The following is a 22,243-nucleotide window of genomic DNA, read 5'->3' as shown; positions in this document are numbered from 1 at the left end:
TATAAAATAAATGATACAATGAAACGGAGGGAAATTTCGCTTTAAGCCGGCAACCGAGAGGCATGCGCCCCATGGAAAAATCACGTCACGCCCCCCAGGCCACGCCCCCCCCAGACGTCGCCATGCCTCGCAAGCGGGCGACGACCACTCCTCACCAGGAGCCGCCTACCGGCATGAATGAGACCAGACCCAGCTCTAAACCCTTGTATCAGCAGGTCAAGCAACACCTTGTCTATCGGGTGCTCAAAGGTGAATGGAAACCGGGCCAGTGCCTGCCCAGCGAAATGCGACTTGCCGAAGAATACCATCTCAGCCAAGGCACGGTACGTAAAGCCATCGAGGAAATGGCGAGTGAAGGCCTGGTGACGCGACAGGCCGGCAAAGGCACTTTCGTCACCTCGCATAACGGCGATTACCAGCCCTTCCGCTTCCACCGCCTCTATCGCAACGCTGGGGGTAAGGTAGCAGGTAACGAGGCGACCTACCTGGAGACACGCCAGGCCGAGGCCGATGAACGTATCGCCCACGGCCTGCATATCGCTCCCGGGTCGACGGGCACCGAATCCCTGCGCCTGCGTCACCTCGATACACAGCCCGTCCTGCTCGAGCGAATCTTCCTGTCCGACGATCTGTGCCCCGAGGCCTGGCGAATCCTACAACAGCACTCGCCGGGCTCCATTTACCTGATTCTGGAACAGGAATACAACCTGCTAATCACCAAGGTCGTGGAGCAGGTTCGGGCACGGGCGGCCACCGCGGAAGAGGCCCGCTTCCTGTCCATCGAGCCAGGCGTTGCGGTACTGGAAGTCGAACGCGTTGCCTACAGCCTGGGCGGCGAGCCGGTGGAATGGCGCACCATGGTCGGCATGACCGATACCATCCACTATCGCAACGAAATGGGCTAGCTACTTCTAGCGCCCCCCAAACAGCCGCAACACGAAGGGTGCCATAGCGTTCAGCAAGATGCTGCGAGCGATCTGGTGGAACGTCACGAAGACGGGGTCGACACCCAAGGCCGCTGCCAGCAAGGCCATCTCAGCAAGCCCGCCGGGGATCACCGCAAGCAGCGCCACCGCCAGGGGAACGCCCAGCACAGCATGCATGACGACCGCCACTGCCACTGCCGTGGCCAAAGTGACGAGGGTCCCCAGCAGCGCATGGCGACCGGTGCCCACCAGCAGTGACAAGGGCATGTGGTAAAAGCGTGCTCCGATCGTGGTACCGAGCACCAGGAAGGTCCCGGCGAGCAGCCACTCGGGCAGCGCGAGGCGATACCCCATCAGTGACAGTATCGCCGCGGTGATCATCGGACCGATCATCTCGGGAACCGGCAGGCTCAGCCGGCGAGCCAGAAACCCGGCCGGGAGGGCCACCGGCAGGATCCACAGATGCTCCCCCAGCAGGTTCCACGATGTGGGATTACCGCCCTCCAGACTAGCGTCGAGGCCCTGCCACGCCATATACAGCGGCGGCACGACCATAATCACCAACGTGACTCTTGCCAAGTGCGAGAGAACGACCTTGGGCCCGTTTGCCCCCATGCGTATGGCTATTGCCGGAATATTGCTAATCGCCCCCGGCAACGAGGCCGACACAGCCGAGAGCCGATCGAAGCCGCCAATGCCCCGGTAGTAACTCGCGGTCAACACGGACATCAACAGCAGTCCCAACACCATCAGCATCAGGCTGAAAGGCCATTGGCCCACGCGATCAAAGGTCTCGGGCGTCACCGCCGAGCCCAACAGCATGCCGACCATGCCGCGAGAGCCAATACGCAAGGGGCTGGGCATCGACAGCGAAATTCCGGCTAGGGATATCAGCATGGCGGCAAACAGCGGCCCCAGCATCCAGGCCAGCGGTATCCCGGCCCAGCTTGCCAACCCACCGCCCACCAGGCCGATGCCCCAGGCACGAAAGAATTCGCTGTATGACTGTCGGCGTGTCCCGGGGGTTGGTGGGCTCATGACACAAGCATCACATGCATGAGCTATCGCCACCGCACCCGAGTAAAAAGAGCTTCATCTATCAAGCCTGACGACGCTTAGCCCGTTGCCGGCTCACGACCTCACGAATTATCGGGTAGAAGAAGGACAACAAAGCCACACAGAGAATTACCGCCGAAATAGGCCGCGTGAAGAATACTGTCCAGTCACCATCCGACATGATGAGCGCCCGGCGCAGCGAGGTCTCGATCATGAAGCCCAGTACGAGGGCCAAAATCATTGGTGCCGGTGGGAAATCCAGCTTGCGCATTACATAGCCTAGGACACCGAAGAACAGTACCAGCCTCACATCGAACAGCAGCCCAGTGATCGCCATAGCGGCCATGAAGGCAATTCCCGTGACCCCCGTAATAAGATAGGGTTTGGGAATTCGCATAACCAGGGCCAGGTAGGGCGTCAACAGCAGCCCGAGCACCAACAATACCACAGCACCGATGGCCAGGCCGAAAAACAGGCTATACACCAACACCGGTTGTTCCGTAAATATCTGCGGGCCCGGGCGCAGGCCATAGAGGATCATCGAAGCCAGGATGACGGCGGCAGCCCCCGATCCCGGCACCCCCAGCGCCAGCAGGGGCACCATGGCCCCACCTTCGGTGGCATTGTTGGCAGCCTCGGGTGCCGCCACGCCCTCTTGGGAGCCGTGCCCGAAGTCCTCGGGATGCTTCGAGAAACGCTTGGCTTCGTTGTACGCGATGAAGGCTGCGATCGACCCCCCAGCCCCCGGCGCCGTGCCGACCAGCATGCCGATACCCGAGGAACGGAAAATCGTCGGCAGTAGAGCTCGAACTTCCTTCCAGGTTGGCAGTTCACGCGAGAAAGCCTGCACTTTCGCCTGGACATTGGGCTTCTGTGCCTGCACCAGCACTTCCGCGATGGCGAAAACCCCGATCATCACAATCAGAAAATTGATGCCATCCATGAGTTCGAAGCGACCGAAGGTGAAACGCGGCAGGCCGCTGAAGGGATCGGTGCCGATGGTCACGATCAACAACCCCATCAAGGTAGCAATAGCCCCCTTGAAAATGTTCTTTGTCGCCATGCTGGCCACCATACTCAGGCCGAAGATGCCTACTGCAAAATACTCGGGGGCGCTGAAGCGTAAGGCAAAAGCGGCTAGCGGCAGGGCGATCACCGCCAACAAAATGGTGCTGAGAAACCACCCGAACGCGGAAGAAATACAGATGATGCCCAAGGCCTTGCCGGCCTGCCCCTTCTGTGCCATCGGATAGCCGTCGAAGAGTGTTGCCGCCCCCGAAGCTGCCCCCGGCGCATGCACAAGCGCCGCCGTCACCCCGCCACCAAAGTTTTGCCCGCCCCAGAGCCCGAGCATCATGATAAGAGCCGTTGCGGGGGGCATGCCAAAAGTGAATGGCAGGATAAGGCTGATCCCGATAGCCCCATTGATGCCTGGCAGTATTCCGGCAATGATGCCTATGAATACACCAAGGACAAGAAAAAATAGAGTATATGGCGACAAAACATTGAGTAAAGCCTCGCCAATTGCGGCAACCTCTATCATAGTGGTTTCCTCTAGAGCCTGGTTGTTTTTTAACCGTAAACTGAAAGTTACGACTAGAGAGTAGGTCGCTAGAAAAGCGAAGCCGTTGGCACATTCATTCCGAAGATAGCGGCAAAAAGCAGATAAAGCACCGCGGTGATACCAATAGTGCCAAGCAGAACCCGTAGAGGCCGGTATTCTCCGGCGATCATGATCAAGGCCGCAAAGACCACCAGTGAAGCGGGGATGTAGCCGATCAGTGGAAGAATCATCGTGTAGACGGCCATGACGGCGATAAAGCCGAACAGCCTCAGGGTCCCGGGGCGCATTCCGCCGATGGTCAGCGCGTCGCTGGGTTCATCATCCGGGACTCGTTCGTCCTCATCCCTGGGTACCGACTTCCCCTTGCCACCACCGACCTGGCCACCCTGGATCTCGATATTCATCCAGCCCGTGATGACCAACCCCAGGCTTGCAAGCATGAACAGGACCGAGATCAAACGTGGGAAGAAACGCCCGCCCAGCTCATCGGTTGCCGTGAACGAGGGCACGTCAGCCGACAGCCAGAAGACGAAGGCGCCAATAGCAAAGCAGACGATCCCGGAAAGCACATTGGTACGATTCATCAGGCGTACCCTTATCGAAATACCGAATTGAGCGCGGCGGCAGGCATGACCGACTCACTATCGGCCATGCCTGCTCAACCAGCTAGCGAGGAGTGCAAATTGAACAAGTACCGCCGAAGCCTACTGCAATCCCTCAACGAACTCGCGGAGCTCTTCATTGGCCACGTGCAGGAACTCGGTAAATTCTTCGTGTCCAAGATATGACGGTGTCATGCTGCCCTCGCCCCAGTACGTCTTCCACGGCTCGTCATTGACGATATCGCGCAGCGTGTGGCCTATCTCCTCAACCAGCTCCGGATCCATATCTGGCGGACCAAAAACACCGCGAAACTTGTTGGAAATCACTTCGTAGCCCAGCTCCTGCAAGGTGGGCACCTCTGGATAGGTCTCAAGGCGCTCTTCCTGGAAGACGGCCAGCATGCGCAAGGTGCCGGACTCCAGATGGGTCAGGGCCTGGCCAGGTTCACCGATCACGGCATCGACATGCTCGCCCAGCAGGGCTACGACCGCATCGCCGCCCCCCTCATGAGGGATGGTGCGCACATCAATATCGGTCTCCCTGGCAAAATTCTGCAGTACCAGCTGATCCAGCGACCCCGCACTACCGATGCCAATACTCAGGCTGCGCGGATTTTCCCGTGCATGCTGGAGAAGTTCTTCGATGGACTCAAACTGGCTGTTCTCGTGTACATACAGGGTAGTGGGGTCCGTCAGCAAGCGCGCAATGGGCGTCAGATCCTGATAGGTGGGAATACCTGGGGCTCGCAGCGGTGTAATCAACTGAGTGGGCGTGACGGACAGGATGGTATATCCATCGTTGGGGGCTTGGTTGGCCATCCAGGACATGGCCACGGCCCCCGAGCCACCGACACGGTTATCCACCACGGTATTGATGCCAAACTTTTGCTCCAGGGTACGCCCCATGTTGCGCAGCATCACATCCCCGCCCCCGCCGGAGCTGGAGTGGGTAACCAATGTCACGTCCTGCGTGGGCCACTGAGTGTCGGCCACCACTGGCATGGCCAGGGGCAGTACCACCAACGTCGATAGAAGCATTGTTGTTTTTCGCATTGTCATCCTCCTCCTCTGACGGTGAGCCTCTAGGTGCTGCGGCCAGCACCTGCGGGCATTGCTCTTTCCTTATTTATATTTTATATAATTTACAAAACCAAGATAACAACACCACTTCGCTGACGCAAGGGGCCGTTGAGAGCGAATGACCAGCCTACGACTAAAGGACGAACACGCACAGCAGTTGCCCAAACAACCCGACGCTCCGCGGCGAACTCCGCCCAGAGAACGTGGAGCGCTATGGCCCATGGCCACCGCAAGAGCAACCTGTGCTCGCCCTTGCGGCGACAAGACGCTCGCAATAATCGAAAGCCGTCTCGAAGGTCGCTGGACGGTATAGCCTGTCGCGCTTGGCCCGGGCGTCGGCAGCAGCCGGAAGAACCAGCCCCCCTCCAGCCGACATCGCCAGCAGCTGCACACGGCAGGCCTTCTCGAGCAGCAAAGCCGTCATCACCGCCTCGCCGATGCTCTGTCCCACCGTGACGATGCCATGGTTGCGCATCAGCGCCGCCCGCTCCACGCCCAGCGTGCTCGCCAAAGCCCGCCCCAACTCGGCATTGACGATCAGGTCGGAGGTCTGACTGAACACCGGCAACCCATCGATGAACAGTGCCCCTTCATGACCCACCGGCTGCAGCGGGACCCCCAGGGCACTGAAGGCCACGGCATGGCTGGGATGCGTATGCACGACCGCCTGGACATCGGCACGCCGGCGGAAAATCTCGGTATGAATGAAGACCTCGGCATGCATCGGCCAGCGGCCGGTCAGTCGGTTGCCATCCAGGTCAGCCACGATCAGGTGCTCGTCGTCGATCTCTTCAAGCCCCAGCCCAGCCGGCTTGATGAACAGCTTGTCTGGCTCGCCGGGCATGCGAACGGACAGATGCCCCCATATCAAATCGCCTTGACCATGCCCGGCCAGCACCCGGCAGCCGTTGACCAGACGCTTGCGCACCGCCCTCACCATCGCCGATGACATGGCCCCTCCTCAATAGACTGAGTGTGATCTCTAGACAAATTACTATAATTTATATAATATACCAATGCCTGAGACAGGACGTCCTGGCATCTTCCACGACAAGAATCCATTGGCAAGCAGCGACGTAGGCGCGGCATTGCCTGAACAATTTTAATAATCAGGAGGAAACGCCATGCGCATTGCTCACCTTGCAATCAAAGTGGATGATCTGGACGCTGCGGGTGAATTCTACGAAAAGGTTTTTGGCCTGCGGGATGTCAGGCAGGGCCATAACCGGGATCACTATTCCCGCCACATGACCGACGGCAACATCGATATTGCCCTGCTCAAGTACGATGACGAACAGGCATCCCGAGAAGGAAGCGCCAGCGGCACGGGGCCCGGCATCCACCACTTCGGCTTCGAGGTGGAGGACGTAGACGCCTTTTTGAAGATGGTGGAAGCGCATGGCCTGGAAGTGGTCAGCGCCCCGGGCGTCATTCCGGTCAAGTTCCGCCTGCCTGGAGGTGGCGTCGCCGAGTTCGCCCCCCAGGGGCATTTCGATATCTCCTGACGGCACGCAATGCCCCGTCGTGACGGACGGGCAGAAGTCTCTCCCCGATCGCCGGCGGTACCTCACCGCCGGCGCTCGACTGTGTAGGTAAGAACACGGGAGAATGAAGCACCGAAAAATAGCGCAGGACAATGCGATGCCCTAGGCGTGAAACCCCAGGTTCGAACAGTCGGCGAGTGCAGGCGCTAAAGGCTGACTCCACCAGCCAGAATGAACGCCAGCACCAGAACGAGCAGAAAGGCGGTTTCGGCTACCATCAGAATCACCGGCCTCCACCCCACCACGGCCAGCTTCTGAAAAGACGTCTTGATCCCCAGCGCGGCAATGGCCGTCACCAGGCACCAGCGGGAAAGATCTGTCATACCATCGGCAAGGCTCGCAGGTATTGCCCCCGTGCTGTTGAGGATCACCAGCATCACGAAGACCACCAGAAAGCCGGGCAACCTGGGCAGCCCACCTTTGCGTTCTCTGGCTTGCGCCTGGCGAAACAGAAACATGAAACACATCACGACCGGCACCAGCATCGCCACACGCATCAGCTTGACGAATGTCGCCACATCTCCGGCACCTTCCGAGATCATGTATCCCGCTCCGACGACCTGAGCCACATCGTGGATCGTTGCCCCCAGAAACACCCCGGCCTGCTGGTCCGTGAGGCCGAGGACACCGACGATCAATGGATAGAGCACCATCGCTGCCGTTGACAGTGTGGTGACACCGACAACCGTGAGAATGGTGTTGCGCTCACTGTTAGCCTCACGGGGCATGACGGCGGACAGGGCCAGTGCCGCAGACGCCCCACAGATTGCCACAGCCCCCCCCGTCAACAAACCAAGGTCTCGATGCAGGCCGAGCAGCCTGGCCAGGAGGGCTCCCGCCAGGATGGTCAAAACCACCCCCGCTACCGCCATGACAATTGGCCCGCCACCCAGAGAAACCACCTGCTCAAGGGTGATTCTCACCCCGAGCAGTGCGACGCCAATACGCAGAATGACTCGCGCGGTGAACTCGATCCCGGCCACGCAACGCCCTTCTTCAGAAAGAAAGTGGAGCGCCATGCCAAACAGCAACGCGTACAGCAGGGTAGGGCCACCGTAATAATCGGCAATAAAGGTGGTCGCCAGCGCAATGGTGATGCAGATCATCACACCAGGCATCACCTGCGGAAACCCTTTGAGCGCCGCTCGAGACAAGGCAGCCGGGCTACGAAGAATTCGCCTGCCACGCTCTATCATCATCTTCGCCATCTCCCGGTGTACGTCCCCCAAGTACAGGGAAGACGCCGCGAAGAGCGGCACTTGACTTGGCAGGGGGAACTTCAAATTCGTCTGCGTCAGGCAGCTTATGACGGTATATGTCCATCTTCTATTGGGTAATAAAGATATGACTATTCAGCTGAGCCGATGGCCACTGACAGTCGGCGAGGGCCAGCGGCTGCGCTCCTACCCCACCGCCTCTACCGGCTCCGGACGCGTGAGTCGCAGCGCCAGGAAGCCAGCCACGCCGATGGCCAGAATCAGAACGGGAAGGAGACGCTTGATCATGTGGGCTTTCTGGAACATGCAAATAACGCATCGGAATGAAAAAGCACTTCTATAATCGCCCAAGCGAAGGCGGTGGACAGGTCTGTGACGGGGTGTGACAGTGTTACCCAAGCAAGGGTCTCGGCCGTTACGGTTTATCTTGCCGCCTCAAGCCCTTATAATGCGCAGCCGTGCTGCCCCCATAGCTCAGCTGGATAGAGCGTCCCCCTCCTAAGGGGAAGGTCTCAGGTTCGAATCCTGATGGGGGCGCCATTCTCTCCAAGCCTTACGCTCAAGCCGCGTGTCGCCCCTGCAGGTGAAGATAGAGCGGATCGAATTCCCCAGCCTCCTGCAACTTGCTCCAGCTCGGCACGGTCACTCGTTTCCTTGCGGTTTCAATCAGCCCGTCGCCACGCAGCGCCTGTAATGTGCGGCTGACGTGGACGGCACTGATGCCGAGGGTGTCGGCCAGCTCATCCTGCGTGATCGGCAATTCGAAGGTACGCTCATCGGTCAGCCCCACTGCACTCAGCCTCGTATATAGCTCGCACATCAAGTGGGCCAAGCGCGTGTAGGCGTCTCGCTGTCCGACATTGAGCAGCCACTCACGGTAGATGGAAGCGTCGACCAGAGTCTCACGCCAGAAGGCAGCAGTCAGCCTTGGGAAACGCTCGCATACGCGGCGCAGATCTTCGTGCTGGATGAAGCCGACCGTACAGGAGCTGACCGATGCGATGCTGATATCCATGACCGCCAGGTGGAGGCTATGAAGGTCCGGCATGTCACCCGGAACGTGCAAGGCCATGATTTGTCGCCTGCCCGCATAGCTCAGCTTGTAGACGCAGGTGAGCCCCTCCAGTACCAGGCAGCACTGCTGGGGACGTTCGCCAAGGCTGACGATCTCCTGGTCGGCCTTGAGGCGCTTGACCAAGACCGGCAAGTGCTCGAGCACCTGCCTCTCTTCCTCGGACAGCGGGAAGATGCTGTCCAGCTTGCAAATCATTCGAGCATTGGGCGTTGGCGGCGGTTCCGGCATACTGCCCCTCCATCTGGAAAATGTCCTCCGTGGCCCTCACCGTAGGACTTTTCTTCGCTACCGGCGAAAAAAACGTGGCTTCGTTTCTTGCCAGTAGCTGTCGTTGCGCTGCGAGCAAGGCAACTATTCTTAACAATTAAATTGGCACAGCCAGGAACGGATGTGGCATCTTGTACAAGGTGTGTTGAGGAGACCATTTCACTGCATGAGCATCAGGCAGGAGGCCAGAATGTTTCAGCGTTCAAGGAAAGTGGTGTGTCCCGAATGCAGCGGCAGCAATTTCTGGAACGGCAACCCGAAGCCAACGGACGTGCTTCAGTGCCGCTATTGCCAGACGGCCATTGCGACATACGAGGAGTACGTGCGCGTCGCCGCACAGCAGGAAGCCGAACGCCTGCTGGCGGAGTTCGTCGAAACCGATGTCTCGCGTGACCTCGCCCACCTCAAGGCCGTACTGGCCCAGCCGGGAGAGCGAGCAAGCGCCTGATGCATAGTGCTTCGGACATAGTACTCCGGAAAACGGCCACCTTCGGGTGGCCGTTTTCGTATGCCCTGCCGAACCGGAACTACAGCAGCTGACAGGCCTGCTCGAAGGTGAGCCGCGGGCCCCGCGGATGCAGCTTGGCCGGGTCGCCGTAGCCCAGATTGCACAGGAAGTTGCTGCGGTAGTTGGGGTAACGCTCGGCGAAGAACAGCCCGTCGACCATGTCGTTGTCGAAGCCGGATAGCGGCCCTACATCTAGCCCCAGCGCGCGGGCGGCGAGAATGAAGTAACCGCCCTGCAGGCTGGCGTTGCGAAAGGCGGTTTCCTCGCGGTAGGGCTCGTCGCCGACGAACCAGGCCCTGGCATCCACATGGGGAAAGAGCTCCGGCAGGTGGTCGTGGAAACGTCGGTCGTAGGCCAGAATGGCCGTGACCGGTGCCTCCTCCACCTTGCGCCGGTTGCCCTCCTTCAGCGCGGGCATCAACTTCTCCTTGGCCTGCCGGGTGCGCAGGAACAGGATGCGCAGCGGATTGCAGTTGACGCTGGTGGGCGCCATCTTCACGAGGTCGTAGAGCTCGCGCAGGGTAGCGTCGTCCACGGGTCGGTCCTGCCAGTAGGCGTGGCTTCTCGCCTCGTGGAACAGCTGGTCCAGCACCGGCTGGCTCAAGACGCCTGAAGTCATGAATTCTCTCCCTTGTCGTCGGTCTTTACGGTTCAGTAGCGGTAGGCCAGATGGGTGGAAAGCACGGGGAACAGCGTGAGGATGAACAGCACCACCAGCATCGCGACGAAGAACGGCACCACGCCCTTGAAGATCTCCTTGACCGGCACGCTGCGGTCGTTCAGCGCCGCCTTCACCGTGTAGACCGATATGCCGAACGGCGGCGTGATCAGGCCGATTTCCACCGCCACCACGGTGATGACGCCGAACCAGATCAGGTCCATGCCGAAGAACTGGGCGATGGGCAGCACGATGGGCAACACGATCAGCATGATCGACACCGAGTCGATGATGCAGCCCATCAGGATCACCACCAGCAGGTAGAGAAACAGGAAGTGGTAGGCGGTCAACTCCATGGCCGTGACCCACTGGGCGATGGCCATCGGCAACCCGGTCAGCGCCAGCATGCGGCTGTAGAGCGAGGCGGCGAGAATCAGGAACAGGATCGACACCGCCACGTGCCCGGTCTCGCCCAGCACTTGGTAGAACTTGGCCGGGCTCAGGCGGCGCTTGAGCAGTGCCAGCAGCAGCGCGCCGCAGGCGCCCACGCCGCCCGCCTCGGTCGGCGTGAAGAAACCGCTGTAGAGCCCACCCAGCACCAGTGCCATCAGCGCCAGGATGGGCACCAGCTTGAGCGCCAGCACCAGGCCCGATTCCGCTTCGCCCGCGGTGGGCGCAGGCGCTGCAACGCCGCCCATGCCAGCCGCTCCCTGCATCATGAAGCCGGGACGCAGGTGAGCGAGCAGCAGGATCGTGATGCAGAAGGTCGCCGCCAGCAGGATGCCCGGAATGATGCCGGCGATGAACATGCGCCCCACCGACTGCTCGGCCAGCACACCGTAGACGATCATCAGCAGCGAAGGGGGAATCAGCATGCCCAGCACCGAGCTGCCCGCCACCACGCCCACCGAGAACTTGGGCGTATAGCCATGCCGACGCATCTCCGGCACCGCCACCTTGGTGAATACCGCCGCCGAGGCCACGCTGATGCCGGTGATCGAGGCGAAGATGCCGTTGGCACCGACGGTGGCCACCCCCAGCCCACCGCGAATCCGGCGGGTCAGCCACTGAAAGACGTCGAAGGTGTCCCGCCCTACCCCCGATATCACCACCAGCAACCCCATCAGCACGAACAGCGGTACCACACCGTAGAGGTAGCTGCTGAGCGAGTCGTTGGCCGCCGCGGCCACCATGCGCGTAGCCAGCTCCGGATTGCGCAGGGTCGAGATGGCCAGGAAGGAGACCAGCATCAGGGCGATGCTGATATGCATGCCGAAGTAGATCAGCGCCAGCATCATGACCACCGCCACGATGCCGATTTCGATACCGCTCATGGGCGATCCTCCTCGGCGTGCGGCGCTCCACCCTTGACCGTCCACACCAGCGCCTGGGCCGCCAGCAGCAGATACTGCAGCAGCGTGATGGCCGCACAGGCGATCACCACCAGGCGGATGGGCCAGACGGGAAAGGTGAACACCCCCTCCACGCCCATGAACTGGTTGCGTTCCCAGGCGCGCAGGAAGGTCGGCAGTGTGCCCTGGTAGATCACCATCAGCATGTAGGCACCGGCCAGATAGAACAGGGTCTGCAAACCGTGGCCGAGGCGCGGGTGACGCTCGGTGAAGCCCTGAATGAAGATGTCGGCCTGGGCCATGCGGCCGTGGCGCAACGTGCTGGGTAGCTGCAGGAACACGATCATGACGATGGAGGCCGCTACCAGCTCCGCCACTCCCGCAATGGGCTTGTTGAGCAGATTGCGCGACAGCACGTCCACCACGATCATCGCCATGATCGAGAAGATCAGCAGCGAACCCACCGCGTTGAGGCCGTCCACCAGGTAGCCGAACAGGCTGTTGTGACGGCCGCCGCCGAGCCGGCGCCCCAGCACCAGCGTCTTGAAGGAAAAGGTCATTGCCACGACTCCTCAGGCCCGACCGGCAACGCCGGCCGGGCATTACCGATCAGTTGCGGTCCCAGGCCAGTTCCGGCTCGTGACCGCGCTCGCGCATGGCATCCATATAGGTACTGAGGAGTTCGCGGGCCGGCAGCCCCCGGCCTTCGTTGCGCTCGACCCACTGCTGCGCCAGGCCGGGCATGCCGTCGATCCACTGCTGGCGCTCCTCGTCGGATAGCGCCTGGACCTGCACCGGCGTGCTCTGGTCGGCACCCAGTTCGACCATCCGCTCGAGAGAGCTCTCGTAGCGCTCGGCCAGGTCGCGGCCGTGGGCGCGGGTGTAGGCCTCGCCCGCCTCCATCAGCGCCTGCTGCACCGGCTCGGGCAGGCCGTCCCAGGTGAACTGGTTGATGGCGAGCCCGCCCGAGAACACCACGCCCAGATTGACCTGGGTGACGTAAGGCGCCACCTCGTAGATGCGCGCCGGCAGGTTGCCGGTGGCAAGCCCCACCACGCCCTGGGAGACACCGGTCTGGATGTCGGTGTAATAGCTCGCCAGGGTACCGTCCACGGGCACCGCACCCACCGGCTCGAGCCATACGCCGAGCACGCCGGGGGCGGAAATGCGCGCCCCTTCCAGATCGTCGAGGCTCTCCACCGGGAAGTTGGTGTAGATGTCGTAGGTATCCGAGGCGGTGGCACCGAGGAATACCAGGTCATGCTCCTCCCATTCGGCGCGGAATTCCGGCACCGAGCGCACCAGGTCGTTCATCACGTCGAGCATCAGCTCGGGGTCGCTGGTGGTGAACGGCGTATAGGCGCTGATCTGGGCCAGCGGCATACGTGAGGGCTCCAGGTAGCTGAACACCCAACCAATGTCGGCGATGCCGTCCTGAATCGAGGTGAGGGTGGCGTTGGTGCCGTAGAGCTGACCGGCATAGGCTTCGGTCCAGCGCACCTCGTATTCGCCCTCTTCCGCCAGGATCTCGTTGACCTTGGGGATGAAGACCTGGGGAATCATGCCCACCCAGGGAATGGTGGTCGGGTGGCTGGAGCCCACGGTCAGGTTGATCGTTTCCACTGCGGAAGCGCTGGCGGGAAGCAGTGCGGCGGCCAGCGTCGCGGCAGTGAGAGTTTTGAGGGGGAAGACAGTCGATGACTTGATGGTGTTGTGCTTTGGATGTGTCATGTTGGCGTCTCGTATTGGCTTGTTGTTATGGAAACCGGATATGGAAACCGGTTATGGCAACTGGTTATTGCCACTGGTTACGGCAACGACGCTTCAGCGTGCGGGCATCACGAATCGATGGGCGATGCCGGCAGACGCGAAACGCCGGGCGACAGGTCGAAATCCACTTCCAGCGTGCAGTAGCGGCCACGCACGTCGGGGTCGGGCGCCCGGCCGTCGTCGTGGATGGGGAACTCCATGGCCAGGTCGGCGCTGGTGACGCCGAACACGCAGTCCGATTCGAGGAAGGGGTCGTCCTTGGGGAAGATCTGCGTCACCAGCGTCTGGTGGCCCTCGGCCGAAACGGTGAAGTGCAGATGCGCGGCGCGGAACGGATGGCGGCTCTGCGCCTTGAGCATTTCGCCGACGATGCCGTGGGTCGGAATCGGGTAGCTGGCCGGGCGAATGGTGCGGAAGTGGTAGCGCCCATCGGCGTCGGTGCGAAACTTGCCGCGCAGGTTGAGGTACGGCTGGGAGTCGTCCTGGTTCTCGTAGAGCCCCTCCGGCGAGGCGTGCCACACCTCCACCAGCGCGCCCGGCAGCGGCTTGCCGTCGCGGCTCGTCACCCGGCCGGAGACGAACAGCGGAATGTCGCTCTCCTTCGGCGTATCGCGGGAGATGTTGAAGCCGAGCGGGTACTCCGGATCCTTGCGGCTGTAGAAGGGCCCCAGCAGGGCCGGCGAGATCTGCTCCGGCGTGCGCGCCTGATTGAGGATCATCACCAGGGTGGAGAAGCCCAGGGCGTCGGACATCACCATGGTTTCGTTGTGGCGGTCGCGGGTGAGGTGGCCGAGCCGGGTCACGGCGTTGATCGCGGCCATGAACTCCTCTTCGTTCAGCTTCACCTCGCGGCCGAAGGCGTGCAGATGCTTCACCAGCGCGGTGAGTATCTCGCGCAGCCGGTCGTCCTTGGTATGGCTCATCGCCTTGAGCACGATCTCGGTGATGTCGTCCGGGGTCTGCGGAATGCCGTGTGGAACGATCTCGTCTTGGTTGGGCAATTCGAACATGACTGGGCTCCTGTTCGGCCTGGGCTGGCAGCGCCCGCCCGGCCTGATGATTGTCGTTGTGTCATGGTGCCACTGCGCCGCGCGCTGGCTTCAACGTTGGCGGCGCTTCACTTCTGCCAGAATTTCGTCACGGTGTTCGTCCAGTACCGGCGGCGCCGTCACCTCCAATGGCTTCACGCCGTCGTAGGAGACCGGCGAACGCAGGGTGCGGAAGGTGCCCACCGTGGGGTGCTCGGTGCTCACCTCCAGCTGCAGATGCTTGACCTGAGGATCCTCGAGCACCTCGTCGGTGTCGTACATGGGGGCGTGGGGCACGTCCTCGGCTTCCAGACGGCGGCACCATTCGTCACGCGCTCGGCGCTTGAAGACACCCTTGAGCACCTCGATCATCTGCTCCTGGTTGTCGATGCGCCCCTCACGGGTAGCGAAGCGTTCGTCCTGCAGCAGTTCGGGGTACTCCATGGCGTTGGCCAGCCCCTGCCAGAACTTCTCCGGCGAGGACATGTGCAGTGCCACCCACTTGCCGTCGGCGCACTGCATCACGTACGACTGCGACACCTGTGGCCGGCTGTAGGGCCCCATGATCTCGTTCTCGGAGAGATAGTGGGTGAAGGCGTCGAGGTTGAAGTGACACATCGCCTCCAACATGGAGACGTCGACCCGACGCCCTTGGCCGGTACGGCCACGCTCCACCAGTGCGCCGAGAATACCGTAGGCGGCGTAGAAGCCCGACAGCGCATCGGCCATGGCCGGCCCCACCACCCGTGGGTTCTCGGGATTCACCAGCAGCTTGAGAAAACCACTGGCGGCCTGAGCCACGGTGTCGTAGCTGGGGCGCCCGGCGTAGGGGCCGTCGTTGCCGAAACCGCTGATGGCGCAGTAGATCAGCCGCGGGTTGAGCTCGCGCAGGCGCTCTTCACCCGCCCCCAGCCGCTCGGCGGTACCGGGGCGGAAGTTCTGGATGTAGACGTCGGCATCGCGGATCAGCGCATCGAAGGTGGCGAGATCCTCCGGCTCCTTGGTGTTGAGGGCGATGCTGCGCTTGTTGCGGTTGTAGGTCTGATAGTGGGGGCTGTAAAGCCCGCCCTTGAAAGCGCGGAAGGGGTCGCCCTTGCCGGGCATTTCGACCTTGATCACGTTGGCGCCCAGGTCGCCCAGCAGCATGCCGGCGGCGGGTCCGGTGATGAAGGTGCCCTGTTCGATGACGGTAATGCCTTCGAGTACCTTGCTCATGACTGCCCCCCTTCCTGGGTGAAGCCCGGCGGAACCTCGCCGGTGTACTCGACCCGCTGGGCCGCCTGATAGGAGAGCGCGAAGCCGCAGGGCTGCTCGGACTCCTCCAGCAGATGGGCGATCAGCCCGGCGGTGCGTGCCAACAGCGGCACACCGCGCAGCGCCTTGAGCGGAAAGCCCGCCCCCAGCAGCACGGCGGGAATGGCAGCGGAGACGTTGAGCTTGAGCTCCTTGCCGACGATGCCGGGAATGGCCCGCTCCACGGCTTCGGCGATCTCCACGTAGCGCAGCTCGGCGCCCGCCTCCCGCGCCACGCCGAACAGCGCCTCGACGCGAGGGTCGCGGGCCTTGTGCAGCGGGTGTCCGTAGCCGGGAATCGCTTCGCGGCGGGCGCGACGCTGACTGACGACATCGTGCACGGCACTTTCCAGGGACTTGCCCCCGTCGATCTCACCGGCGATTTCGGCAAACAGCTCCCCCGCCGCCTGAGAGGCACCGAGGATCACCGAGCCGCAGCCCAGCAGCCCCGCCGCCACCGCACCCTGCAGCGCCTCGGGGGCGGCGGCATAGGTCATGCGACTGGCCTGCACGCTGGGTACCAGGCCGTGTTCGGCGATGGCCACCAGGGTGGCGTCCAGCACCCGGCGGCGCACGTCGCTCACCGGCTCGCCGTCGAGCAGCATCAGGAAATAGTCAGTGAAGGTTGTGTGGCCGATCAGCTCGGCGCTGAGGTCCTTGCCGCGCACCACGATGGTGTCGGCGTTGGAGGTACTGATGGCGGTTCTTGGAATTGTCTCGCGCCCGATCTTCATGCTTTGGCTCCGCGTGGCAGATGCGAGCGAGTCATGCCGGAGCGGCACCCACGCTCGTGATGTGTAACGCTTGTGTTGGAACACCATAAGACGCCATCACGATGGACAAAAATGATAAATTTACATAAAAATGATTGATGTCATCGATTGTTGATGCCACGACAAGCGGAGCTTGCATGGAACTTCGCCACATCCGGTACTTTCTGGCCATTGCGGAGACGCTCAACTTCACCCGGGCCGCCGAGAAGGTGCACGTCACCCAGTCGACGCTCTCCCACCAGATCCGTCAGTTGGAAGAGGAGCTGGGCCAGCCGCTGTTCGCACGTATCGGCAAGCGGGTGACGCTCACCGAGGCGGGCCAGAGCTTTCACGAGCACGTGGTGCCTATCCTGCGCCAGGTCGATCAGGCCGTGGGCGCCTTGAAGGAAGCCCCCGACGACCTGAGCGGCGAGCTGCGCATCGCCGCCACCCACAGCTTCAACGTGCAGTTGATTCCACTTTGCCTCTCGCGCTTCATGCAGCGTCTGCCGCGGATGAAGGTGGTGGTCGAGGAGCTTTCGGGGGATCGGATCAGCGAGGGGCTGGTCGACGGCAGCCTGGACCTGGGCATCTCCTATCGTCCGGCCATACCCCGCGGCTTGCGCTTCGAGCCGCTCTACAACGAGGAGCTCAAGCTGATCGTGGCCAGCGACCATGCACTGGCCCGGCGCAAGCGGCTGCGCATGGTCGAGCTGAATGGCGCGCGCATGACACTGCTGGCACCGCACTTCTCGACCCGCCAGATGCTCGACGAGTGCTTCGCCGCTGCCGGCGCCCGCCCGCAGATCGTTGCCGAGCTCAATGCCATCTCCCCCATGATCGAACTGGTGCGACGCACCGATCTATGCAGCATCGTGGCGGAGAATGCGCTGGGCAACGAGCCCGGGGTGAAAGCCATCCCGCTGGAGAGCCCCACGCCGGTACGCACCCCGGGCCTGCTGTGGTCGCAGCAGGCCCAGCGCTCCCCCGCCAGCCGCTTCATGGCCGAAACGATTCGTCAGGTAGTGATGCAAGGGCCGCTGGTTCGTCGCTAGCTTTCAGGCAAGCTGCCAGCGCCGCTCACTCACGGGCACAGCGCATGGTACGAACGTTCATGTCAGTGGCGACCCTCTTCCTCGGAGAAGAGCAGACTGCCGGCTTTCAGCGCCTGCTCGAGCCGCTCGCGGGGCATGGGGCGTGCCAGCAGGAAGCCCTGGAAGAGCTGGCAGCCGTAGCGTTTCAACAGGCCGAGCTGCTGCTCGGTTTCGACGCCCTCGGCGACCACGGTCAGCCCCAGATGGTGGGCCATGGAGACGATGGCCTGGACGATGGATGCATCGTCCAGGTTCTCGGTCACTTCCTTGATGAAGCTACGGTCGATCTTGATCTTGCTGATGGGAAGATGCTTCAGGTAGTTCAAGCTGGAGAAGCCGGTACCGAAGTCGTCGATGGAGACATCGACCCCCATGTCACGCAGCGCATGAAGGATGTCGACCGCATCTCCCGCATCCTTCAACAGCACGCCTTCGGTCAGCTCCAGCTCCAGCCGGCTGGCCGGAAGCGCGGTCGCAGCCAATATCTCCCTGAGCGCTTCCAGAAAACCGGCTCGGTGAAACTGCATCGGTGAAAGGTTGACCGCCACCTTGAACTCACCGTAGCCTCGCGCACCCAGCCACTCCATGTCGAGGCAGGCACGCTCGAGTACCCAGCGACCGATCGCCATGATCTGGCCGGTCTTCTCGGCCAAGGGGATGAATTCCGCCGGTGACACGAAGCCTCGGTCGGGGTGAGGCCAGCGCAGCAGCGCTTCCACACAGACGATCTCGCCGGCCTGGTCGCATAGCGGCTGGTAGTGGAGCTCGAGCCGATTGCCGTCGATGGCATCCTGAAGTTCGTTGCGCAAGGCGAGACGCTCGTTGACACGCAAGGTGATGTCACGGGTGAACCACTGGTAAGCGTTACGCCCCTGCTGCTTGGCCAGGTACATCGCCATGTCCGCCTGCTGAATCAGCTCCATGGGTTGAACGGTGGTCTCGTCACTGATGGCAATGCCGATACTGGCCGACAGATGAAGCTCGTGATGCTCGATGCCGTACGGCAGAGCCACGAGCCGCAGCAGGCTCTCCGCCATGTCTGCCTGCTCTTGCAAGGTGGCGCCCGGCATCAGCACCACGAACTCGTCCCCACCCAGGCGCCCCACGGTATCGCCAGGCCCCATGGCAGCGCAGAGTCGGCCGGCCACCTCGATCAGTACCTGGTCGCCGATGGCATGGCCCAGGCTGTCGTTGATCGGCTTGAAGTCGTCCAGGTCGACGAAAAGCACGGCCAGGTTGCGGCCCTGGCGCTGCGCCATGGCGAAGGAGACATTCAGCCGCTCCTCCAGCAGCGAGCGGTTGGCCAGGCCGGTCAAGGCATCGTGACTGGCACTGTGAGCGAGACGCTCCTCGTAGGCATGACGTTCGGACACATCTCGCAGTTCGCCGACGAAGTGCGTTACACCACCGTCTCCATCGAGCACCGGCGACACGTAGAGCGCGTTCCAGAAGGTGCTGCCATCCTTGCGATAGTTGAGCAGCGTGACGTGGCAATCGCGTCGTTCGACCACGCAGCGGCGCAGCCATGCCACCGCATCGGGTTCGGTTTCCACTCCCTGCAGCATGCGACAGTTGCGGCCCAGCACCTCCTCCTCCCGGTAGCCGGTCAGGGCCAGAAAGGCCTCGTTCACGTAGCTGATGGGAAGATCGTGCTGGCTGGCATCGGTAATCACGATGCCGTTGATGCTGGCCTGGACGCTGCGTTCCAGCACGCGCAGGCGGGTCTCGTTGCGGTGCTGTTCGGTCACGTCCTTGGCAATGCCGAAGACCCCCTGGGCAACGCCCTCCACCAGGATCGGCAGAAGAGTCACATAGAGCATTCGCGTCTCACCGGCCTGGTCGAGGATGGTGACCTCATGGCGCAGCGCGTTACCCTTCAACGCCTCGTCGATACTCTGCTGAATGCGCTCGCGCTCGCCGGGTGGGCTGAGCGGGGAAAAATGCATGCCGACGACCCGCTCCACGGGCAGGCCGGTGATGGCGGCAAAGGTCGGGTTGGCGGTAGCGATGATGCCCTTGGGATCGACGGAGAACACCCCATCCGGGTTATAGGCGAAGAGGGAGCGGTAGCGCTGCTCGCTCTCCCATAGCGAGCGCCGATCCCTATTTCGCTGATGAGCCAGTCCCAGACTGAATGCCATGAGATAGCTGAGCAGGAGTCCGGCGAGAGCGACTCCGCCGGGTATCAACCCGGCCTCGAGCATGTCGCTGACCGAGTCGGGATAGAGCTCCAGCGTCAGCTCGACGCCGCCGGGCAGCTCGATGGTGCGCTGGGCCATGAGCGGGTAGCTCAACTCACTCGGCGTACGTCCGGGTACCCGCATGTCGAGCAGCAGGGTTCCCTCGCGCAGCACGCGCAGCTTGTAGGTCCCCAACTGGACACGCAGCGCCTCTTCGAACAGCACCGCCAGATCCATGCTGCCCAGCAACTGCTGCGTCGACGCCAGCGGTACCGCCGTCAGCACTCTACCGCTCTGCTCCGGGCCGGTGGCCAGCAGACGTGGCTGGGTGGCGTCGAGCTGCAGCCATGCCTCGACCCCGGGCTCATTCGGCTGCGCCTCCAGCCACTGCCCTGCTGCTGCATGGCGAGCGTTCAGCCATCTCCACTCCCCCCGATCCCACAAGCCGACAGCCTGCATGCCGGGAGCATCGCTCAAGTAACGCTCTACAAGGTACTCGCGCATCGCCTCGTCGTGCCGCACAGCCGGGCCGTCCAGGCGCTCGGCCATGTATTTCGCCAGGAGAAGCTGCGCGGCCATGACCTGTTCGGCGTTGTATTGCAGGTTGTCCAACAGGTGGCCGGCTTGCAGCCGCTTGTTCTCCTGGTACTGCCAGTTCAACAGGTACCAGACCGTACAGCTCAGCAAGACCCCGAAGAGACCACAGGCCAGCGCCAGCCGGCCCAGACGCGGCTGCGGACGCTCGACGCTCGCTACCATGCACAGCATCGATATGCCCAGCAGCAGAGCCAGAACGGTTCCCAGCAGAGGTGAAGAGGCGTTGTTCAGCGTCCAGGCTATCTCACCACCCGGCAGGAACAGCCGGAGCAATGCCAGCAGGCTACTACTCAGTAACAGGACACCCACGCCGGCCCACAGCCCGCGCGAGAAGCGCCGGCCCACACCAAGCAACAGACAGAGCGCCACCAGCAACAGCATGGCCGACGCCAGAGAGCCCATGCGCACATCGCCCGTCAGCCACGACACCCCCACCTCGCGGCCGCCTGCCAAGGTGTTGTGCACCAACAGGTAAGTGACGTGAGCAAGCAGGATGAAAGCACTGAAGCGGCGCAGCAACGACCAGCGCAGCATGAGTGCCAGCAGACCGCAGCCCACCATCAGCACCGCCAGTGCATTGTCGGGCAGCAGTACGCCACGCAGTGGGTAAACGATGTCCAGCCAGTAGGTCAGCAACCCCGTGCCGCCCATCAGGATGAACACGGCGGCCGCCATATGGAGCGTGGCACTCCTGGCAATATCCAGCGTCTTGTAAGACATGCGTGGGCGCACTCCTCTGGACAGCCAAAAGCGAGGCGGCCTTCCTGCAAAGGGGCTCTGTCAGCATTGGATATCGGCAGGCAAAAGGGAAGGTTTAATCGAAGAGTCGGGCCGCCCTGGTGGCGCCTGTGCTTTCTGCCGCCAGCGCTTCGAGCGCCTCGATGTCGCTGATGGTGAGTTCGCGACCGGCCACGGCAATGGCTCCCTGCTCCTGAAAGCGTGCCAGCACCCGGCTGACGGTCTCCAGCGCCAGGCCCAGGTAGCTGCCGATGTCCGAGCGCGACATGGAGAGAAAGAAACGATAGGGCGACAAACCCCGGGAACTGAAGCGCTCGGAAAGCCCCAGCAGGAAACTCGCCAGGCGCTGGTCGGCGGTACGCCCCGAGAGCAGGCACATCATGCGCTGGTCGCGGCGCAGCTCGCGGCTCATGCAGCGATAGAGCCGCCCGCGCAGCTCCGGCAGCCGCTCGGCGAGAACTTCCAGTCGCGTGAACGGCAGCTCGCAGACGAAGGCGCTCTCCAGCGCCACCACGCTGCCGTGGCACTCCTCCTCACCGATGGCATCCAACCCGACGATCTCCCCGGGCAGATAGAAGTGGGTGACCTGAGCGCGCTGCTCGGGCTGCGCTACCGTTTGCTTGAGGCTGCCGGAGCGCACCACATAGAGACTGGTGAAGGGTGCGCCTTGGCGCATCAGCGCCTGGCCGCGCTTGAGCGCCTGCGGCAGCCGGATGATGTCATCGAAGGACTGCAGGGCATCGAACTCGAGCCCGAGCGGCAGGCAGCGGGCATGCAGCGTACAGCGCTCGCAGCGGGGCACGGCGGAGCGTGGCCGCTGGGCGGGCCGGGGTTTCATGAGCGCACTCCTTACCTCGGTCTCACGGTGGATCGCACTGGGAGACTTCGATTCTGGCCTGCTGCGTTGCGCTTGTCCCACCGCGCCGCCCCGCTTGGCGACAA

Annotated in this window: 21 protein-coding genes and 1 tRNA gene; 5 read left to right on the top strand and 17 right to left on the bottom strand. The window is 62.4% G+C overall.

Features of this window, described 5'->3' with window-relative positions:
• Positions 1-173 precede the first annotated feature (173 nt).
• Positions 174-905: a GntR family transcriptional regulator gene (locus HOP59_RS09510; RefSeq protein ID WP_234253721.1), complete on the top strand. Its 732-nt coding sequence runs from the start codon at positions 174-176 to the stop codon at positions 903-905.
• Between the two features lie 6 nt (positions 906-911).
• Here the strand turns inward: HOP59_RS09510 and HOP59_RS09505 are convergent, their stop codons facing one another.
• From HOP59_RS09505 to HOP59_RS09485, 5 genes are all read right to left on the bottom strand, one after another.
• Positions 912-1,964: an AbrB family transcriptional regulator gene (locus tag HOP59_RS09505; RefSeq protein ID WP_234253719.1), complete on the bottom strand. Its 1,053-nt coding sequence runs from the start codon at positions 1,962-1,964 to the stop codon at positions 912-914.
• Positions 1,965-2,025: 61 nt separating this feature from the next.
• A complete protein-coding gene (locus HOP59_RS09500; protein WP_234253717.1) occupies positions 2,026-3,525 on the bottom strand; it encodes a tripartite tricarboxylate transporter permease in 1,500 nt (499 codons plus the stop codon).
• 68 nt (positions 3,526-3,593) lie between these two features.
• Entirely contained in the window at positions 3,594-4,130 is a 537-nt protein-coding gene (locus HOP59_RS09495; protein WP_234253716.1) for a tripartite tricarboxylate transporter TctB family protein, read from the bottom strand.
• Between the two features lie 120 nt (positions 4,131-4,250).
• Positions 4,251-5,201 carry a tripartite tricarboxylate transporter substrate binding protein gene (locus tag HOP59_RS09490; protein ID WP_234253714.1) on the bottom strand — a complete coding sequence of 317 codons (951 nt, stop codon included), beginning with the start codon at positions 5,199-5,201 and terminating at the stop codon, positions 4,251-4,253.
• 238 nt (positions 5,202-5,439) lie between these two features.
• Complete coding sequence (locus HOP59_RS09485) at positions 5,440-6,180, bottom strand: class II aldolase/adducin family protein (protein WP_234253712.1); 741 nt, start codon at positions 6,178-6,180, stop codon at positions 5,440-5,442.
• A gap of 172 nt (positions 6,181-6,352) precedes the next feature.
• On the opposite strand from HOP59_RS09485, the gene HOP59_RS09480 reads away from it, so the two are divergent.
• A complete protein-coding gene (locus HOP59_RS09480) occupies positions 6,353-6,733 on the top strand; it encodes a VOC family protein (RefSeq protein WP_234253711.1) in 381 nt (126 codons plus the stop codon).
• A gap of 185 nt (positions 6,734-6,918) precedes the next feature.
• Here HOP59_RS09480 and HOP59_RS09475 read toward each other — a convergent pair whose 3' ends face one another.
• Positions 6,919-7,980: a YeiH family protein gene (locus HOP59_RS09475; RefSeq protein WP_234253709.1), complete on the bottom strand. Its 1,062-nt coding sequence runs from the start codon at positions 7,978-7,980 to the stop codon at positions 6,919-6,921.
• A gap of 472 nt (positions 7,981-8,452) precedes the next feature.
• On the opposite strand from HOP59_RS09475, the gene HOP59_RS09470 reads away from it, so the two are divergent.
• Positions 8,453-8,529: transfer RNA gene (locus tag HOP59_RS09470), tRNA-Arg, on the top strand.
• 19 nt (positions 8,530-8,548) lie between these two features.
• Here HOP59_RS09470 and HOP59_RS09465 read toward each other — a convergent pair.
• Complete coding sequence (locus HOP59_RS09465; RefSeq protein WP_234253708.1) at positions 8,549-9,292, bottom strand: Crp/Fnr family transcriptional regulator; 744 nt, start codon at positions 9,290-9,292, stop codon at positions 8,549-8,551.
• 229 nt (positions 9,293-9,521) lie between these two features.
• Between HOP59_RS09465 and HOP59_RS09460 the strand changes: the two genes are divergently transcribed.
• On the top strand, positions 9,522-9,779 hold the full coding sequence (locus HOP59_RS09460) for a hypothetical protein (protein ID WP_234253707.1): 258 nt from the start codon (positions 9,522-9,524) through the stop codon (positions 9,777-9,779).
• Positions 9,780-9,858: 79 nt separating this feature from the next.
• Here the strand turns inward: HOP59_RS09460 and HOP59_RS09455 are convergent, their stop codons facing one another.
• From HOP59_RS09455 to HOP59_RS09420, 8 genes are all read right to left on the bottom strand, one after another.
• Positions 9,859-10,458 (bottom strand): malonic semialdehyde reductase, encoded by a 600-nt coding sequence (locus HOP59_RS09455; RefSeq protein WP_234253705.1) that lies wholly within the window; start codon positions 10,456-10,458, stop codon positions 9,859-9,861.
• Positions 10,459-10,490: 32 nt separating this feature from the next.
• Positions 10,491-11,831, bottom strand: a complete 1,341-nt coding sequence (locus HOP59_RS09450; protein ID WP_234253703.1) for a TRAP transporter large permease — start codon at positions 11,829-11,831, stop codon at positions 10,491-10,493.
• Positions 11,828-12,409 (bottom strand): TRAP transporter small permease subunit, encoded by a 582-nt coding sequence (locus HOP59_RS09445; protein ID WP_086509476.1) that lies wholly within the window; start codon positions 12,407-12,409, stop codon positions 11,828-11,830. Before HOP59_RS09445 ends, HOP59_RS09450 begins: the two co-directional genes overlap by 4 nt.
• A 49-nt stretch (positions 12,410-12,458) precedes the next feature.
• On the bottom strand, positions 12,459-13,580 hold the full coding sequence (locus tag HOP59_RS09440) for a C4-dicarboxylate TRAP transporter substrate-binding protein (RefSeq protein ID WP_234253702.1): 1,122 nt from the start codon (positions 13,578-13,580) through the stop codon (positions 12,459-12,461).
• A 107-nt stretch (positions 13,581-13,687) separates the two neighbouring features.
• Complete coding sequence (locus tag HOP59_RS09435) at positions 13,688-14,629, bottom strand: dioxygenase family protein (protein ID WP_010627235.1); 942 nt, start codon at positions 14,627-14,629, stop codon at positions 13,688-13,690.
• A gap of 90 nt (positions 14,630-14,719) precedes the next feature.
• Positions 14,720-15,862 (bottom strand): CaiB/BaiF CoA transferase family protein, encoded by a 1,143-nt coding sequence (locus HOP59_RS09430; protein ID WP_010627234.1) that lies wholly within the window; start codon positions 15,860-15,862, stop codon positions 14,720-14,722.
• Positions 15,859-16,674, bottom strand: a complete 816-nt coding sequence (locus HOP59_RS09425) for a citryl-CoA lyase (protein ID WP_010627233.1) — start codon at positions 16,672-16,674, stop codon at positions 15,859-15,861. The genes HOP59_RS09430 and HOP59_RS09425 overlap by 4 nt, the downstream gene beginning before the upstream one ends.
• Positions 16,675-16,705: 31 nt before the next feature.
• Positions 16,706-16,852 carry a hypothetical protein gene (locus HOP59_RS09420; protein WP_234253701.1) on the bottom strand — a complete coding sequence of 49 codons (147 nt, stop codon included), beginning with the start codon at positions 16,850-16,852 and terminating at the stop codon, positions 16,706-16,708.
• On the opposite strand from HOP59_RS09420, the gene HOP59_RS09415 reads away from it, so the two are divergent.
• Positions 16,851-17,747, top strand: a complete 897-nt coding sequence (locus tag HOP59_RS09415) for a LysR substrate-binding domain-containing protein (RefSeq protein ID WP_010627232.1) — start codon at positions 16,851-16,853, stop codon at positions 17,745-17,747. The two genes, HOP59_RS09420 and HOP59_RS09415, sit on opposite strands and share 2 nt — an antisense overlap.
• 62 nt (positions 17,748-17,809) lie before the next feature.
• On the opposite strand, the gene HOP59_RS09410 is transcribed toward HOP59_RS09415, so the two are convergent.
• Entirely contained in the window at positions 17,810-21,283 is a 3,474-nt protein-coding gene (locus tag HOP59_RS09410) for a putative bifunctional diguanylate cyclase/phosphodiesterase (protein WP_234253699.1), read from the bottom strand.
• 94 nt (positions 21,284-21,377) lie between these two features.
• The gene (gene fnr, locus HOP59_RS09405; protein ID WP_010627230.1) at positions 21,378-22,139 is read right to left on the bottom strand and encodes a fumarate/nitrate reduction transcriptional regulator Fnr; all 762 of its coding nucleotides are present in this window, start codon (positions 22,137-22,139) and stop codon (positions 21,378-21,380) included.
• Positions 22,140-22,243 lie beyond the last annotated feature (104 nt).

This window comes from Billgrantia aerodenitrificans (assembly GCF_021404405.1).
Taxonomy (GTDB): domain Bacteria; phylum Pseudomonadota; class Gammaproteobacteria; order Pseudomonadales; family Halomonadaceae; genus Halomonas; species Halomonas aerodenitrificans.
Note: the sequence above shows the minus strand (reverse complement) of the source record. Positions and strands in the feature narration are given on the sequence as shown.